The sequence below is a fragment of the Pseudomonas sp. WS 5411 genome, assembly GCF_012985595.1.
GTDB classification, from domain to species: domain Bacteria; phylum Pseudomonadota; class Gammaproteobacteria; order Pseudomonadales; family Pseudomonadaceae; genus Aquipseudomonas; species Aquipseudomonas shahriarae.
On record NZ_JAARMC010000009.1, the window covers coordinates 46,283 to 63,401 of the forward strand.

The following is a 17,119-nucleotide window of genomic DNA, read 5'->3' on the forward strand; positions in this document are numbered from 1 at the left end:
CAAGAAGCTGGACGAAAGTTCTTGGCAAGGCTAAAACGGGACATCCGACGGAGAATGCAATGAATCCCCGCCAAGCCTTTTTCGAATGCCTGCACCGCTCGCCTCCGGCGCTGTTTGAGGCCGCGTTATGGATCGCTGCCGAGCACGACCCTGCCGTGGACCCGCAGGCGATCCTGGCTGACTTCACGGTGCTGCAACAGCAAGTCAGCCTCGGCATGCCGCTGCTGCCGGCCGATGAACTGGGCCAGCCGTTGCTGCGGATAATGAATGACCTGGGGTTCGCCCAGGATGACTTCACCCCCTTGCGCCCCGCCGCCGCCCTGTTGGACAAGGTGTTGCAGCGCCGCCGTGGACAACCCCTGGCCCTGGGCCTGATCGCCCTGGAGTTGGCGCGGCGCCTGGAGATCCCTATGGTGGGGGTCAATTTTCCGGGGCACTTCCTGCTGCGGGTAAGCGGTGCCGATCATTTGCTCGACCCCTGCGGCGGGCGGCGGCTGTACCCCAACGACTGCCGCGAACTGCTGCAACGCCAGTACGGCCCCAATCTCAAGCTGCAAGCCGAACACCTGCGCAGCGCCGAGCCGCGACTGATCCTGCAGCGGCTGTCGCGCAACCTGCGGCAACTGCACCTGACCAATGACCATCACCTCGCGGCGCTGATCGACGCCGAGCGCGTGCTGGAGCTGGGCGACGCCAGCGCCGCCGACTATCTGGCGCGGGCCAGTCTGTACAAGCACCTGGATTGCCCGAATGCCGAGCGCTTCGATCTTGAGCATGCGCTGTTGCTCAGTGAAGACCCGGTGCAGCGGCTGCGCCTGACGGAGCGGCTGGGGCATTTGCCGCCTGGGGCGGTGGTGCATTGACGGAGACCTTGAACCGCGCCGCCCCCATCGCAGCCTCGCTGGGGCTCGACAGCTCCCACAAGTAAGGGGGTTGCCCCTCAGGATTCAAGCGGGTGCTGAAGGATCTCAACCGGCGCCTTGGCCTCGGGCGAGCGCACCTGAATGATCAACAACGCGGCGATCACCGCCGGAATCGCGCAGAAGAAGAAAATCTGCTGCACCGGCACGTGCATCGCCAGCAGCATGCTGCCAAACAACGGCCCCAGGATCGAACCAAACCGCCCGACACCCAGTGCCCAGCCGGTGCCCGTGGCACGTACATGGGCCGGGTAGAAGTTGCTGGCAAATGCATTGAGGGTCAACTGGCCGCCGATGATGCAAAAGCCCGCCGCAAACACAAACGCCACCAGGTAACGCGGGTTGTCATGGTTGAGCCCCAGCAGAATCGTGCACACCGCCGCTGCCGCCAATACACCGGAAAGCAGGCGTACTTTGCTTTTCAGGCGGTCGGCAAACCAGGCCATGCCAATCGCGCCCAGGGTGCCGGCGAACAGGAACATCGAGGTCACTAGGTTGGCTTTGTTCAAGGCCATGCCACTTTCCAGCAGCAGTGACGGCAACCAACTGATCATGAAATACAGCAGGATCAGGCTGACAAAAAAGGTCGACCAGATCAGCAGCGTCGGCCGTGCATAGCCATTGCGAAACAACTCCACGACAGTCAGCTTGCTGCCCTGCTCCTGGCGATTCTGTTCTTCGCTGGCCGCCGGTGCCTGCCAACCGGGCAGCATGCGCGCCGTGACTTTCTGCAGGCGCGTATAGGGCGGTGCATCGCGCAACAAACGCGGCAAGGATTCAGGCAGCAGCCATACCAGAAAGGGAAACAGCAGCAACGGCGTCACGCCACCGGCAAGGAACACCGCCTGCCAGCCAAAGCTGTCGATAAACCCCGCCGCGACAAAACCGCCTGCTGCCCCGCCGAACGAGAACCCGCAGGCCGCCAGCGTCACCATCAACGTGCGCATACGCGGTGGCGAATATTCCGACATCAAGGCCATGGCGCTGGGCATCGCGCCGCCCATGCCAATGCCGCAGATAAAGCGCGCGGCCATCAGGGTATTCAGGGAGTTGGCGAATACCATCAGCACCGTGAGGCTGGCGTAGATCAGTACGCAGGCGAGCAGGATGCGGCGCACGCCGAAACGGTCGGCCAGGGGCGTCACAGCCAGGGAGCCCAAGGTCAGCCCCAGCAGGTTGGCACTGAACACCGGGCCGAAGGCGGCCTTTTCCAGGCCCCAGTCCTGGGCCAGGGCCGGGACCACGTAACCCAACACCTGGGCGTCGTAACCATCGGTGACCAGCAACAACGCTAACAACAGGAGAATCAACCACTGGTAGCGCGACACCGGACGGGCGTCGAGTGCCGCGCGAAAGCTGGCAATCTGATTGTGCATCGCAAGGACCTTTTTATTTTTATGGGGTATCACTTGTGGGAGCTGGCAAGTCAGCTCCCACATGGATCTAGGGGGTGTCAGGTGTGTCAGGTTGGTTGGAGGGGTGGGCCTGGATGAAGGCGGGGTGTTTGGCCGCCAATGCCGCGACACGCTGGATTCGCGGGTAACCCTCCAGCGCCACCTTGAAGCGCTCTGCCGCATACAACTGCGGGATCAGAAACGCATCCGCCAGCCCTGGCTGGTCACCGAAGCAATAGCCCTGGTCACCGATCAATTGCTCCACGGCGCCCAGGCCCTGGCTGATCCAGTGCCCGATCCACTCCAGCAATTGCGCCTCGTCATGCCCCCACTGACGCAGCAGGTTCTGAGTGCTGGAGTTGTGCAGCGGGTGGATGTCACAACCGATGATCGACGCCACTGCACGCTGATGGGCGCGGGCCGCCAGGTCCTTGGCGAGCAGCGGTACCTGTGGATAACGTTCGTCCAGGTATTCGATGATCGCCAGCGACTGGATCAACAGTTCGCCCTCGTCGGTACGCAACGCCGGGACACGGCCCTGGGGGTTGATCGCCAGGTACTCGGGCTGGCGGTTGGCGCCGCCCTTGGGCACCAGCAGGTTGACCGGCAGCGCGGTAAAGTCCAGGCCCTTGAGCGCCAGGGCGATGCGCACCCGATAAGACGCCGTGGAACGATAGTAGGTATAGAGCTCCATCCCCTCGCCCCCTTAGCGCGCGGCGACCACAGTGCCACGGCATTCGCCGAAACCAATGGAGGCAAACCCCTCACGCTGGCAGCGGGCGCGCAGGATGATTTCGTCGCCGTCTTCGAGGAACTTGCGCACTTCGCCGGAGGCCAGTTCGATCGGCTTTTTGCCGCCTTCGGTGATTTCCAGCAGGCTGCCGAACTGACCGGCCTCGGGGCCCGACAGGGTGCCCGAACCAAACAGGTCGCCGGCCTGCAGTTGGCAGCCGTTGACGCTGTGGTGCGCGACCATTTGCGCCACGGTCCAGTACATGTGTTGGGTGTTGCTCAGGGTCAGGCGATGGGGCGCCAGGTTCTGCTCGCGCATCGCGGCGGTGGTCAGCAGCACTTCCAGTTCGATATCAAAGCCGCCAGCGGCCTGATCACGGGGGTCCAGCAGGTACGGCAGCGGTTGTGGATCGCCGGCCGGGCGCGCGGGCTGGGCCTTGCGGAACGGTTCCAGGGCTTCGGCCGTGACCACCCAGGGCGAGATGCTGGTGATAAAGCTTTTCGACAGGAACGGCCCCAGCGGCTGGTATTCCCAGGCCTGGATATCGCGGGCCGACCAGTCGTTGAGCAGGCAGAAGCCAGCGATATGCTCGGCGGCATCGCCAATGGCAATCGAGTCGCCCATGGCATTGCCCTGGCCGATCCAGATGCCCAGTTCCAGCTCGTAGTCCAGGCGTGCGCACGGGCCGAAGGTCGGTTCGGTCTGGCCGGCTGGCAGGGTCTGGCCCTTAGGCCGGCGCACCTCGGTGCCGGAGGTACGGATGGTAGAGGCGCGGCCGTGATAACCAATCGGCACGTACTTGTAGTTGGGCAGCAAGGGGTTGTCCGGGCGGAACAGTTTGCCGACGTTCTGCGCGTGTTCGATGCCGACGTAGAAGTCGGTGTAATCGTTGATTTTCGCCGGCAGGTGCATCTGGCAATCGGCGGCCAGTGGCAACACCTGGGCGCCCAGGGCTTGCAGCTTGGCTTGTTGGCTGCTGCCCTCGGCGAGCAGTTCCAGCAGGCGTTCGCGCAGTGCCACCCGTGGGCCGCGGCCCAGTTCGAAGAAGGCGTTCAGTTGGCCGTCCGCCATAGCGTCGATGGCGCGGCGCGCTTCACCGTCAAACAGGTCACGGGCCGCTTGCAGATCAAAAATGTGCTCGCCGATCGCCACGCCACTGCGCGGTGCCGAACCGTTGTGGCTGAAGATGCCCAGGGGCAGGTTCTGCAGGGGGAAGTCCGTGTGACCGTTGGCCGAGGCCACCCAACTGCGGGTGAGAGTGGACTGCGTCATGGCTTATCTCCGATTCGGGTTGAAGGTTGCCGGCAGCGTGGCCCAGCAAGCGTCGTAAGTGTTTTGCAATTGCGGGCAATCCAGGGCGAAGCGGGTCGGGCGCAGCACCTGGCTGGTCTCGAACATAAAGGCCATGGTGTTATCAATTTTGTGCGGCGCCAGGTCGACGGCGATGGCCTTGGTGCAGGTCTCGCCATCCGGGCCGTGGGCACTCATGCAACTGTGCAGCGACGCGCCGCCGGGCAGGAAGCCTTCGGCCTTGGCGTCATAGGCACCCTGGATCAGGCCCATGTATTCGTTCATCAGGTTGCGGTGGAACCAGGGTGGACGGAAGGTGTTCTCGGCCACCATCCAGCGCGGCGGGAAGATCACGAAGTCGAGGTTGGCCAGGCCGTGAACGCTGGTGGGCGAGGTCAACACAGTAAAGATCGACGGGTCCGGGTGATCGAAGCTCACCGTGCCGATGGTGTTGAAGCGACGCAGGTCATATTTGTACGGCACGTTATTGCCATGCCAGGCCACCACGTTCAGCGGCGAGTGGTCGAGGGTGCAGCCCCACAGCTCGCCGAGAAACTTCTGCACCAGGGGTGTGGGTTGCGAAAGATGCTCGTAGTGGGCGACCGGGGTCAGGAAGTCCCGGGGGTTGGCCAGGCCATTGCTGCCAATCGGCCCCAGGTCCGGCAGGCGCAGCGGCGCGCCGTGGTTTTCGGCGACGTAGCCGCGAGCCTGGGCATCCAGCAGCTCGATGCGAAATTTCAGGCCCCGTGGCAACACGACGATTTCCAGCGGCTCGACCTCCAGCACCCCCAGTTCGGTGGCGATGCGCAGGCGGCCTTGCTCAGGGACGATCAACAGTTCGCCGTCGGCATTAAAGAACACCCGCTCCATGGAGCAGTTGGCACGGTAGTGATAGATGCTGATGCCGGAGGGTTTCTCGGCGCCGGCGTTGGCCACCATGCCGACCAGGCCGTCGATAAAGTCGGTGGGTTGTGCAGGTATATCCAGCGGGTTCCAGCGCAGGCGGTTGGGCGTGACCTCGCCCAGCGGGCCGCCGGCCAGTTGCCGGTCCAGCTTGATGAATGCCGGGTGATTGGCCGACGGCTGGATGCGATACATCCAGGTGCGCCGGGCTTCGCTGCGCACCATGGTGAACGCGGTGCCGGAGAACAGTTCGGTGTACAGCCCGTAGGGCGCTTTTTGCGGGGAGTTCTGGCCGACCGGCAGTGCACCTGGCAAGGCTTCGCTGGCGAATTCATTGCCAAAGCCCGATTGATAATCGAGGGTCATGGATCGTCCTCAGTAAGGAAGTTGTTTTTATCGTAATCCAGTTACGCATAACGTAATTTGCTCCGTATCGACCGTCAAGCTATAAAGACCGCCATTCGTCTTTCGGACACACGCTCTCCATGGAAAAGCCGCCCGCCCCCCGCGACACCGGTAAACAGAAAGTCCGCTCGGCCGAAGTCGGCACCGACATCCTCAAGGCCCTGGCCGAACTGTCGCCGGCCACATCCCTGTCGCGCCTGGCCGAGCACGTGCAGATGCCGGCCAGTAAGGTCCACCGCTACTTGCAGGCCCTGATTGCCTCGGGGTTTGCCGAACAGAACGCAGCCACCAACCATTACGGCCTGGGCCGCGAGGCCTTGCGCGTGGGGCTGGCGGCGCTGGGCAGCATGGACGTACTGAAAGTCGCCACCCTGCCCCTGGCGCAGCTGCGCGACGAGTTGAATGAAACCTGCTTTCTCGCGGTATGGGGCAACCACGGCGCGACCGTGGTGCATATCGAACCGGCGGTGCGTGCGGTCACGGTGGTGACGCAATTGGGCTCGGTGCTGCCGCTGCTCAGCTCCTCGACGGGGCTGGTGTTCAGCGCGTTTTTGCCAGAGCGCGAAACCGTTGACCTGCGCGCGCAGGAGATCCAGGCCGGCATCGCCCATGCGCTGGCGGACGACCAGGCGTATGTGCAGGCCTGTGAACAGATTCGCCAGCGTGGCCTGCACTTTGTGCATGGTTTGCTGATGCCGGGGGTCGATGCGCTGTCGGCGCCGGTATTCAATGCGCTGGGGCAGGTGGTGGCGGTGATGACGGTGGTGGGGCCGACCTCGTTGTTCCATGCCGATGAAGATGGACCGGCGGCCCGGCAATTGCTGGCAGCGAGCCAGGCGGTGAGTTGGCGGATGGGTTATCAACCCTGATCCACCAATACTGAATGCACACAGGTTAATGTGGGAGCTGGCTTGCCTGCGATGGCGGTGGGTCAGTCGCAGAATGTATCAACTGACCCACCGCCATCGCAGGCAAGCCAGCTCCCACAGTTGATCTCCATTGCCTGTAGTACCGTCGCTCAGGCCATCAGGCCCAGGCTCTTGGCCTTGGCCACCGCCTGGGTGCGCCGCTCCACCCCCAATTTGCTGTGAATCCGCCGTGCATGGGTCTTCACCGTGTGCAGCGAGATAAACAACAGGTCGGCAATTTCCAGATTGGAGTTGCCCAGCGCGATCAGTTGCAACACTTCCAGCTCCCGTTGGCTCAACGGGTTTTCCCCCGGCGCCGCCACTGCCTCCTGAGGTTCAAGCCCCAATTCACTGAGCAACCCCGGCTGGCGCAGGCGCAGTTCACGCACCGCCTGCTGCACCTGACAGCGCGCCGCCAGGGCCAGACCGGTTTGCAGCGCACGCACCGCCAGCGCTTTCTCCCCCAGTTGCCAGGCCACCTCGCCCAGCACCAACTGCAACTCCACTTCCAGGCACTGCATGCCAGACTCGCGGGCGGTGTCGAGCAAGGCGGTGAGCCGCTGGATGGGGTGCTCGGCGCGGCGCAGTTTGACCTGGGCCAACACCAGCAGGTACTCCAGCCGGGGGATCAACTCCAGGGTCGCCGGCGGCGCCTGCTTGGCGTGGGGGCCGTGATAATGGCGCAGCACCCGGCTGACCGCTTCCAGGGTCAGTTCGGCCCGCCCCTGCTGTAGCCAGAAATGCCCGCTGAGCAACAGCAGCACCGCCCGGTACACCGTATCGGGCACCTGCCGGCGCTGCATCAGGCGCTCGGCGTCGCGCAGTTGGATAAACGCCTGGGCGTAGTCGCCGCGGTTGGCCGCCAGCATTGCCAACCCGAGGAAGCCATACAGCACGCGCTTGTCCTGGCTATGCAGGCACATGCCCAGGCCGGCTTCGAGACATTCGGTGGCCAGGGCGTCATGCCCCTGGCGCAGTGCCAGATGCCCTCGGCGCAAGGCAATCCGGCCCATCAGCGGCCCGGTCTTGAGACGCTGCTGGATCAACATGGCCTGCACGCCTTCCAGCAGGCTCTGGGCCCGGTACGGTGCGCCCCGCTGCTCCAGCAGTTGCGCATGATCCAGCTCCAGTAGCGCCTCCAGCAACAGCGAACCATGGGCCCGCGCCAGGCACAGCGCCTCGCGGTTGAGGGCCTGGGCCACGTCCAGTTCGCCGCGCAACAGCGCTTGCTGGGTCAGCCCAGACAGGCACATCAGGCGCGACGTCCAGGCGCTGTCCGGCAGATCATTCAACGCATCGAGAAAGTGCGCGCGGGCCCGCACCGCTTCGCCCCCCAGATGCAACAACCATCCCCACTGCGCCTGCCAGCGCGCCAGCAGATGCCGTTGCAAGGCGGCCGTGGGTTGCGGGGTGAAACGTGCCAGTTGATCAACACATTGCGCGGCCTGCTCGAAACGCCCGGCAAACAGCAAGGCGGCGGTGACCAGCCCCACCCGTTGCGCCGAGCCGAGCATCAACTCGTCACCGTGCTGCTCATGCAGGCGCAACAACAACACGGCGTTTTGCTGACGGAACAGGTCTTCGAAACTGAAGTGCTCCAACAGGCTCACCGCCGCTTCGTACTCCTCGGCCAACAGCGCTTGCTCGAACGCCGCCTGCCAATCCTGGGCCGCGCTGAACCATTGGCAGGCGCGCCGGTGCCAGGAGCGCCGGGCCGGCCAGGGTTCGTCGCGCAGCAACTGGGCCAGGGGGGTGAAGACCTGCAGCCAGTCCGGCGAGTCTTCCCAGGGCTCGATAAACGCCCCCAGGGCCTGAAGTTCACGCAGGTAGTCGGCGCCATCGCCAAAGCCAAACAGGTGTTCGCATAGCCCCTGGTTAAAACGTGGCAAGTGCGCCAGTACGCGCCAGGCCTCCTCCAGCTCTTCAGGCAGGGTGCTGAACAGCTCGTGCTGCAGATAGTCGAGTAGGGTCTGGGAACGCCCATGCCAGGCGCCGCTGTCGGGATGGCTGTCGCCTTCCAGCAGGGCAATACGCACGCCAGCGCACCAACCGGCGCTGAATTGCAGGACCTTGTCGGCAGTCTGCCCGGCGGCGGCGTGATGCTCGAGCAGTTGCTGGACCTCGCGCTGATCGAACGCCAACTCGGTGCCGCCGCACTCCCACAATTCATCATCGAGCAACAGCCGCGGCCAATTGCAGGCCGGTCGGCGCCGCGCCCCCAGCCACCAGACCAAGGCCGGGCTGCTGGCCGTCAGCACCCGATCGAGCAAGGCATCCAGGGCTGGTGCCGACACCCGGCAATAGTCATCGAGAAACAGCCAGGCCGGCGCTTGCCAGCGGCTCAGGTCCAGCAGCAAGCTGGCTTCATCGACAAACGCGAGGCCCAGGCTTTGGGCCAGGCGCTGGCAGAAATCCAGCGGGGCCAAAGCCGCGCCATTGAGCGGCAACCAATACACCTGGCAGCTCGCCGGGGCCTGCAGGGCACATTCGGCCAACAAGGCGCTCTTGCCGCTGCCGGCCGGCGCGCACAGCAACCGGACCCGCGCCTCGGTACCCCGCAACGGCTCGGCCAGGCGTGGGCGCAGCAAATGGTGGGAAGACAGACGTGGCATGAATCCAGGACGATCCAGGCGACGGGTCATGGCGGTCATTACAGCGTCCCTTTTTTATTGTTATGCGGCGTGCGGACTACCGTAGTCCTGTCAATGGGCGTTGTTGAAGAAGTATTCAGCGGGCTGATTGCCGAGCATAAAAAAGCCGGGCTTCATGTGAGCCCGGCACAGGATTGGGTTTACAACCTCAGGTCAGCGTACGCCCGAGGCGCGCAAGGCCGCCGGGGTGTAGTCCGCTGCCTTGGCGTTGAAGCCGAACACAAAGCTGCTCTTCTCCTCGTTCTTCATGCCCAGGGCGATGTAGCGCCCGGCGATGATGTCGTACAGGGTCTCGACCGTGTAGGCCGGGGTCTGGTGGTTGTAGTAGAACTGCGCATGGCCTTCGGCAACGCGCCACAGTTGGCCACGGCCGTCGTAGTGATCCACCAGCGCCACTTGCCAGCTGTCTTCGTCGATGTACATGTGGCGCTTGGCATAGATGTGCCGTTCGTTGGGCTTGACCGTGCCGACCACTTCCCAGACCCGGTGCAGTTCATAGCGGGTAAGGTCCTGGTTGATATGGCCGGCCTTGATGATGTCGTCGTACTTGAGGGATGGCGAGTCGAGCTTGTAGGCGTTGTAGGGAATGTACATTTCCTTCTTGCCCACCAGCTTCCAGTCGTAGCGGTCTGGCGCGCCGGAGAACATGTCGAAGTTATCCGAGGTGCGCAGGCCGTCGGACGCGGTACCCGGCCCGTCGTAGGCCACTTGCGGTGCACGGCGCACGCGGCGTTGACCGGCGTTGTAGATCCACGCCAGGCGCGGTTCCTTCACCTGGTCGAGGGTTTCGTGCACCAGCAGCACGTTACCCGCCAGGCGGGCGGGCGCGGTGACCGACTGTTTGAAGAAGGTCAGCACGTTGGCGCCCTTGGCCGGGTCCATGTCCGGGATCAGTTGCGGCACCGCCACTTCTTCTTCGAAGCGGATCGGCGTGTAGCTGCCGTTGGTCTGCGGTGTGGCCTGGGTGATGATGCGCCGCAGGTTGCCGCCGTGGTAACGGGTGATGTGGTTCCACAACACCTCGACGCCATTCTTCGGAATCGGGAAGGCGTAATAGCGGTTGCCGGTGAAGTTTTCCAAGCCGTTGCCGTCGTTGATCGACTTGACGTTGAGCGCGCTGCGCTTGATCGACTCGTAGATATCGTCGGGCAGGTTGACCGTGCGGTGAGTGGTGTAGACCGGGATTTTGTAGGTCTCGGGATAACGCTTGAACATCGCCACCTGGCCGTCCGAGAGTTTGTCCTTGTACTTGTCGACCGTGGCCGCAGTGATCACGAACAGCGGTTTTTCATTGGCAAACGGGTCGGCCAAAAAGCCCTTGCTGTCCACCGCACCGGCGTTTTTCGGGATGCCGCCGGTCCAGGCCGGGATCGAGCCATCGGCGTTACCGGCCTTCTCCGCCCCCACCGGGGTCAAGGTGGTCCCCAGCTTGGCGGCTTCCTGCGGTGACACCGCGGCCATCACGTTGGCGGCCAACAGGCCGAGGGCCAGCACACCGCACTGCAAAATCGTCTTACGCATGGTTGTTGTCCTTGTTCTTTTTTAGCCGAATCAGAAGTTCACGCCGAAGCTGAGGGCGAGGAAGTCACGGTCGGTCAGGGTGTTGTAGTCACCGCCAAAAAAGTCGGTGTAGCTCAGGCTCGCGGTGTAGGTGTTGCGGTAGTCCGCATCGACCCCGACGCTGAGCGCCTTGGCCCCTTCGTTGAACAGGCCGTTGGGGCCGTAGCCCTTGACGTCATGGGACCAGGACAGGTTGGGCTTGAGGTTGATCCCGGCGATCACGTTGTTGTAGTCGAGGATCGCCCGGGCCCGATAACCCCAGGAGGTCGCGGTGACGAAGCCGTCGGTGTCACCGCCAAAGCCGTATTGGCCATAGACCGAATCGCGGCCGTAGCGCAGCTTGGTTTTGTTCTCCAGCCCGCCGACCCGCACGATGGCCGCCTCGCCCACCACGGTCAGGCGTTCGGCGCCCAGCACCTGGTCGAAAAACTGGGTCATGGTGGTCTGGAACTGGGTAATTTCCTTGCGCCGGTAGCCGATGTTGTCGGCGCCAAATGAGCTCCTGATAGGTGACACGGTGTTACCGGCAATCGGGTTGACCAGGGCCAGGGTCAGGTCAGTGGTGTTGAGTTGCACGGGGGCGTTGGGGCGGTAGCTGATTTCCCCGGTCCAGGCCGTGCCGGTGGGCAGGGTCGTGGAAAAGCTGGCGCCGTACAGGCGGATATCTTCGGGGTAATCCAGGTAGTACTGGCCGCGCCCGAGCATCACGCTCTGCGCCAGGCCGGCGCCACTGCCGGGGGCAATGCCGTTGGCGGTATTGATGATATTGCCGATGGTCGCCAGGTTGGTGTTGGCCGTGAGGGTGCCCACCGTCGGTGTGCGGCTGTGGTAGTTCATGAAGTACAGGCCGTACTCGGTGTCATCGCCCAACCAGCGCAAGGCCATGCCGAACTGCCCGGAATCCCGGGCGTCACGGTCGGCGGCGCGGCGTACGATCACCCCTTCATTGGTTACGCCAAAACCCTGGCCGAACGCGGCAGCGACCGGTTGCAGCGGGCGGATCGCCGGGCTGCCAACGGTGTAGTTGTCGGTGCAGCCATCGGCCGCCACGTCGCCACCAAAGTAGGTGCCGCAGTTATCCAGCACGGTCTGGTCCCATTCCAACTGGTAGAAACCTTCCACAGTCAGTTGGTTGGTCAGGCCCTGGGAGGCGAACAGCATGTTGACTGGAATCAGGCCCTCCTTGATCTCGGCGCCCGGCCGGCGGAAGGCCGAGACGTCAATGGGGTTGATGCTGTTGATGGAGTTACCGATGAAGGTACTTTCGCCCCAACTGACCACCTGTTTACCGGCGCGCACGGTGCCCGGCAGGTCGCCCAGGGAATAGTTGTGATAGACGAAGGCATCGAGGATCTGCGCACCGCTGGACTTGGAGCCTTCCTTGCGGTTGTGGTCGCTGATCGGCTTGAACTCGCGGTCTTCGTCCTTGAGTTCGAAGTCGTACCAGTATTTGCCCCGCACAAACACACCGGTATCGCCGTACTTGAGTTCCAGGTCGTGCAGGCCCTTGAAGATTTTCGAGAAGGTTTCGCCCTTCTTGAAGTTCAAGCGCCCGTCATCCCCGGTGGAGGCCTGGCCACTGCCCCCGTTGACCGTCCCCACCAGCTTGCGGTCGGCATCGCGCATGCCCCAACTGGCCCCGACCGACAGCGATGAATCGAATTGACCCTCGATCTCGCCGATATTGAATGAAACAGCCTGCGCCTGAACGCAGCAGCCCAAAGCAACCGCAGCGGCCAGCGCCTGTGGCCTGAAGATGGCGCGCATTGTTGTTTTTGTCATGCGTCTTCCCCGGTGGTGTGACAGAAGGCCCCACCCTACTGCCCGCCAGCAGGAGCGATAAGCGCACCAAGGAGGTATTCGTTGTGTCGCTCGAAAGGATTAGCGCAGGCTCTAGCGTGGGTATCGGCGGGGCTATGGACGCAGTGGATGGAGCGCCATCAAGAGAATGGATACCCCCGCCCGGCAGGGGCGCCACTGTTGTTGTTTTGGTAACAGTCCTTGTCCTGAATCAGTGTTTTTCATTCTGTTACAACGGACTATTCTTGCCGGGCTTTCAAGGCAAACCGCCTGCTTCACGAAAGCCAGTTCTGGATGGATTGAAGCTTATTTTCAGTCTGTTAACGGTGTTCACTGACGTTGATTTGTAGCTCCTTGATCCAACGTCTTACTTCGGCCGCTGCTTTTGCAGCGGCCTTTTTTATGCCTGAAACAAAGCGGGGCGCTCTCAGCGCCCCGCAGGATTAAATGTTTTTCAGGTAACGATCACAGGCTGTACTTCTGCAGGTTGTCCATCATCTCTTTCAAGGCTTCGATATTGTCCTTGGGATGGGCCGCCCCTTCAAAGTCGCAGATCTGCTGCCAGTGCGCCGCCACATCCTCTGGCGAGAAGCCAGCCTCAGGATCAAAGCCTACGCCCAGGCTGCGTTCCCAGCGGGTCTTGCCGATCCAGCCGCCGCCCACTTCAAACAGCCCCGAGGTTTCCTGGCAGGTCTCGCTGCCCAGGTACACCACCAGCGGGCTGACCAGCTCGGGCTTGAGTCGCTCGAACACCTGCGGCGGAATCAACCCTTCAGTCATGCGCGTGCCGCCAGTGGGCGCGATGGCGTTGACCAGGATGTTGTGCTTGCGCCCTTCCAACGCCAGGGTGCGGGTCAGGCCATACAGGCCGAGCTTGGCCATGCCGTAGTTGGACTGGCCGAAGTTGCCGTAGATGCCTGAAGTGGACGCGGTGAAAATCACCCGGCCGTAGCCTTGCTCGCGCATATGCCGCCAGGCGGCGCGGGTCACTTTGTAGGCGCCTTCGACGTGCACGCGGTACACCAGGTCCCAGTCGCTGTCCTCCATCTTGTGGAAGGTCTTGTCCCGCAGGATCCCGGCGTTGTTCACCACCACGTCGATGCGGCCAAACACGTCGAGGGCGTGTTGCACGATCTTTTCGCCGTCGGTCACCGAATCGTGATTGGCCTCGGCAATGCCGCCGGCCTCACGAATCTCGGCCACTACGCGGTCGGCCGCCGAGGCGTTGGCGCCTTCGCCCTGAGTCGAGCCGCCAAGGTCGTTGACCAGTACCTTGGCCCCGTGCCTGGCGAACAGCAGCGCATGGGCACGGCCCAAACCACCCCCGGCCCCGGTGACGATCACGACTTTATCTTGGAACTGCACAGACTCACTCATAGGGAACTCCAGCGAAGACAGTGGACGATGGCTTGAGTGTCAGGCACCGGGCTTGTGGTCACAATAAATACGGGCGGGGGTGAATGGTGCGCAATAAGGCACGGGGATGATTGAACTGATGCAGGAGATAGCTTGTGTGGCAGTTGGCTTATGTGGGAACTGGCTTGCCTGCGATTGCATCACCTCGGTACAACTGATTTACCGAGGTGTACCCATCGCAGGCAAGCCAGCTCCTACACAAGCCAGTTCCCATAGCGGGTCTTTGCTGTTGCCGATGCCGTCGCGAAATGCCAGGTAATGCTTGAGCACCTGCACCGGCGCCTCGATCTGCGGGTAGTGGCCGATATTGGCCAGCAACACCGTGTCGGCGTCCGGTATCAACTCGCGGTAACGCGCGACCATGTGCGCGCCGGAGACCGGATCGACTTCGCCATCGATCACCCGCAACGGCACTTCGCCGCGCTGCATGGCCGCCACCCAGCGCTCACGCTGGCGACGGCGCTGGGGAATGTAGGCGATGAGTTTGTGCAGGATCCGCGGGCCGTCGTTGTTTTCGATCAAGCTCCAGAAATCATCCAGGGCACTTTCGCTGGGACGGGTGTCGGGGCCGAAGATCTGCTTGAAGCTGTCGGCCAGGGCGTTGCGCCCGAATGCGCGACCGATCATCCACCCCAGGGGGCTGAGCAAGAGTTTTTGTACCAGCGCCGCGCGGTGGGTCTCGGGGAACAGCCCGCCATTGAGAAATACACAACTGGCCAGTTGAAAACGACCTTCGTAGTGCCGGGCGAGCAGTTCCTGGGCCACGCTGTCGCCGTAGTCATGGGCCATGACATGCACCGGCTGTTGAATCCGCAGATGGGCCAGCAGCGCCTGTTGCAGGTCGGCCTGTTCCAGCAGGCAATAAGTGTGGTCCAGGGGCTTGGCCGAGTCGCCGAAGCCGAGCATGTCGCAGGCGATCACCTGATAACGCTGGGCCAGGGGCTGCCAGAGGTAATGCCAGTCCCAACTGGCGCTGGGGAAACCGTGGATCAGCAGCAAGGGCTCGCCCTGCCCGGCCACCCAATAACGCAGGGTCTGCCCGCGAAAGACAAAACTCTGCCCGCGCTTGCGCCAGGCGCTCAGGGGGATCTCGGCCAGTGGCATCAGAGTCGGTATCCTGGGTCTTGTTGGTCCAGCTTGCGCAGCAATGCCGGCCAGGCCAGCGCACCGCCCATGCCTTGGGCGCTCTTGGTAACCCCAGCAATCATCGCCTTGGCCCCCGCCAGAATCTGCGGCTCGATGGCAATCAATTCCGCACCGCCGTTTTGCGCCAGCACCTGGATATCGCAGGCGCGCTGGAAGGTGAACATCATCAGGAACGTATCGGCGATGGTCGCACCGCAGGTCAACAGGCCATGGTTGTGCAGCATCAGGAAATTGTTCGGCCCCAGGTCGGCCTGCAGGCGGGCCTTTTCCTCGTGGTTGAGCGCTACGCCTTCGTAGGCGTGATAGGCCAGGCTCGACAGCACGAACAGCGATTGCTGGCTGATGGGCAGCACGCCCTGCTTCTGCGCCGACACGGCCACGCCAGCCGCCGTGTGGGTGTGCAGCACGCAGACCACGTCGTGGCGTACTTCGTGTACCGCGCTGTGGATGGTGTAGCCGGCCGGGTTGATCTCGTAGGGGCTGTCCATCAACTTGTTGCCGGCCTGGTCGACCTTGACCAGGCTGGAGGCGGTGATTTCGTGGAACATCAGCCCGAACGGGTTGATCAGGAAGTCTTCGGTGCCCGGCACCTTGGCCGAGATATGGGTGAAAATCAGATCATCCCAGCCATGCAGGGCCACCAGGCGATAGCAGGCGGCCAGGTCGATACGGGCCTGCCATTCGGCGGCGCTGACCTGGTCTTTCACACTCTGTGTCGATTGAACGGGGGCTAGGCTCACGGCAATGACCTCGACGCTGTGGTGTTCTTATTATTTTTTTAGGGTGATGGGCCAGTCTAGCCAGACCTCGGGGCAGCCGTAGTTGCGTTGGCAGCCAGCTTGATGACCGAGCGAGTCAACTACGAGGATAGTTCATATTCGTACAACAAGGTGTCAGAGAAGCGACGCCAATAAAGGCGCGGCAAACAGGTTGAGCAAACCGGCCAGGACCATCACCAGTCCGGCCACCGAGCCCTCCTCGCCCCCCACTTCATGGGCACGGCTGACGCCCGCACCGTGGGCGCCCACGCCAAACAACGCGCCCCGCGCCAGGGCACTGCGCAGCGGCAACCACTTGAGCAGTACCCCGCCGAGCATGGCGCCGAACACACCGGTGAACATCACAAATACTGCCGTCAGCTCCGGTACACCGCCCAAGTCATGGGCCAGGGGCATGGCAAAGGGCGTGGTGATCGAGCGTGGCACCAACGACATCGTGACCGAACTGTCCAGGGCCAGGGCCTTGGCCAGGCCAAATGAGGTGCCAATGGATGCCGCGCTACCCGCCAGCATCCCCAGCAGCAACGCCGACCAGTGCCGCATCAATAACTGGCGCTGCTGCCAGATCGGAATGGCGAACGCCACCGTGACCGGCCCCAGTACCAGCATCAGCCAATGGGTGTCGGTGGAGTACTCGGCATAGGCGGTGTTCAGTGGCACGGCCACCGCCAGCAGCAGCGCGGGCACAAGAATCAGTGGCGACAGCAGGTAGCGCCCGGTACGCCGATAGATCCAGCGGCTGAAACCATAGGCCACCAGGGTCAGGGCCAGCCAGAACAGCGGCATCAGTTCAAGCTTCATGGCGCAACTTCCAGCGGCAGACCAGTTCGACGGTAAACGCCGTGACCAGCATCACCATCAGGGTACTGAGGGCGATCACCAGCATGATCCGCCAGCCGTCATGGCGCATCAGGCCACCGTAATCGAGCAGGCTCATCAGCGCCGGGATAAAGAACAGCAGCATCTCTGCCATCAGCAGGCCAGCGCCCAATTGCAGGGCCGCCGGTTTGATCAGGCCGCTGGCGAACACCAGCAACAGCAAGCCCAGGCCAATCACCCCGCCAGGGATCGGCCAGGCCAGCCACACGGCCACTTGGCAGCCCAGCAAGTAAATCGCCAGCAATACCAGCAACTCAACCAGCAGCCGGCCCAGATGTTTGAAGGTTAAGCGTTTAGTAGACATAGGTTCCTCGCAGGCCTTCATTTTAAAGAGC

Annotated in this window: 14 protein-coding genes; 2 read left to right on the top strand and 12 right to left on the bottom strand. The window is 62.9% G+C overall.

Annotated features, from left to right (window positions below):
- The first annotated feature begins 59 nt into the window (after positions 1-59).
- The gene (locus HBR93_RS14700; protein WP_057437838.1) at positions 60-863 is read left to right on the top strand and encodes a tetratricopeptide repeat protein; all 804 of its coding nucleotides are present in this window, start codon (positions 60-62) and stop codon (positions 861-863) included.
- Between the two features lie 77 nt (positions 864-940).
- Here HBR93_RS14700 and HBR93_RS14705 read toward each other — a convergent pair whose 3' ends face one another.
- From HBR93_RS14705 to hmgA, 4 genes are all read right to left on the bottom strand, one after another.
- Positions 941-2,296, bottom strand: a complete 1,356-nt coding sequence (locus HBR93_RS14705; RefSeq protein ID WP_057437836.1) for an aromatic acid/H+ symport family MFS transporter — start codon at positions 2,294-2,296, stop codon at positions 941-943.
- Positions 2,297-2,363: 67 nt separating this feature from the next.
- Positions 2,364-3,008 carry a maleylacetoacetate isomerase gene (gene maiA / locus HBR93_RS14710; RefSeq protein ID WP_057958338.1) on the bottom strand — a complete coding sequence of 215 codons (645 nt, stop codon included), beginning with the start codon at positions 3,006-3,008 and terminating at the stop codon, positions 2,364-2,366.
- 12 nt (positions 3,009-3,020) lie between these two features.
- Entirely contained in the window at positions 3,021-4,319 is a 1,299-nt protein-coding gene (fahA, locus tag HBR93_RS14715) for a fumarylacetoacetase (RefSeq protein ID WP_169960567.1), read from the bottom strand.
- 3 nt (positions 4,320-4,322) lie between these two features.
- Positions 4,323-5,606, bottom strand: a complete 1,284-nt coding sequence (gene hmgA, locus HBR93_RS14720) for a homogentisate 1,2-dioxygenase (protein WP_057444536.1) — start codon at positions 5,604-5,606, stop codon at positions 4,323-4,325.
- 119 nt (positions 5,607-5,725) lie between these two features.
- On the opposite strand from hmgA, the gene HBR93_RS14725 reads away from it, so the two are divergent.
- On the top strand, positions 5,726-6,514 hold the full coding sequence (locus HBR93_RS14725; RefSeq protein ID WP_057958335.1) for an IclR family transcriptional regulator: 789 nt from the start codon (positions 5,726-5,728) through the stop codon (positions 6,512-6,514).
- A gap of 149 nt (positions 6,515-6,663) precedes the next feature.
- Here HBR93_RS14725 and HBR93_RS14730 read toward each other — a convergent pair whose 3' ends face one another.
- The 8 genes from HBR93_RS14730 to HBR93_RS14765 all read right to left on the bottom strand — a co-directional run bounded on the left by HBR93_RS14730 (position 6,664) and on the right by HBR93_RS14765 (position 17,088).
- A complete protein-coding gene (locus tag HBR93_RS14730) occupies positions 6,664-9,204 on the bottom strand; it encodes a LuxR C-terminal-related transcriptional regulator (protein WP_169960568.1) in 2,541 nt (846 codons plus the stop codon).
- Between the two features lie 153 nt (positions 9,205-9,357).
- Complete coding sequence (locus HBR93_RS14735) at positions 9,358-10,725, bottom strand: DUF1329 domain-containing protein (protein WP_169960569.1); 1,368 nt, start codon at positions 10,723-10,725, stop codon at positions 9,358-9,360.
- 30 nt (positions 10,726-10,755) lie between these two features.
- Positions 10,756-12,546 (bottom strand): DUF1302 domain-containing protein, encoded by a 1,791-nt coding sequence (locus HBR93_RS14740; RefSeq protein ID WP_120731682.1) that lies wholly within the window; start codon positions 12,544-12,546, stop codon positions 10,756-10,758.
- Positions 12,547-13,029: 483 nt separating this feature from the next.
- Complete coding sequence (locus HBR93_RS14745) at positions 13,030-13,941, bottom strand: SDR family oxidoreductase (RefSeq protein WP_169960570.1); 912 nt, start codon at positions 13,939-13,941, stop codon at positions 13,030-13,032.
- A 198-nt stretch (positions 13,942-14,139) separates the two neighbouring features.
- On the bottom strand, positions 14,140-15,084 hold the full coding sequence (locus HBR93_RS14750; RefSeq protein ID WP_057437820.1) for an alpha/beta hydrolase: 945 nt from the start codon (positions 15,082-15,084) through the stop codon (positions 14,140-14,142).
- The gene (locus tag HBR93_RS14755) at positions 15,084-15,866 is read right to left on the bottom strand and encodes a class II aldolase/adducin family protein (protein WP_057958329.1); all 783 of its coding nucleotides are present in this window, start codon (positions 15,864-15,866) and stop codon (positions 15,084-15,086) included. The genes HBR93_RS14750 and HBR93_RS14755 overlap by 1 nt, the downstream gene beginning before the upstream one ends.
- Positions 15,867-16,019: 153 nt before the next feature.
- On the bottom strand, positions 16,020-16,706 hold the full coding sequence (locus tag HBR93_RS14760) for an LrgB family protein (protein WP_169960571.1): 687 nt from the start codon (positions 16,704-16,706) through the stop codon (positions 16,020-16,022).
- Positions 16,696-17,088, bottom strand: a complete 393-nt coding sequence (locus HBR93_RS14765; protein ID WP_120731676.1) for a CidA/LrgA family protein — start codon at positions 17,086-17,088, stop codon at positions 16,696-16,698. The genes HBR93_RS14760 and HBR93_RS14765 overlap by 11 nt, the downstream gene beginning before the upstream one ends.
- Between the last annotated feature and the right edge of the window lie 31 nt (positions 17,089-17,119).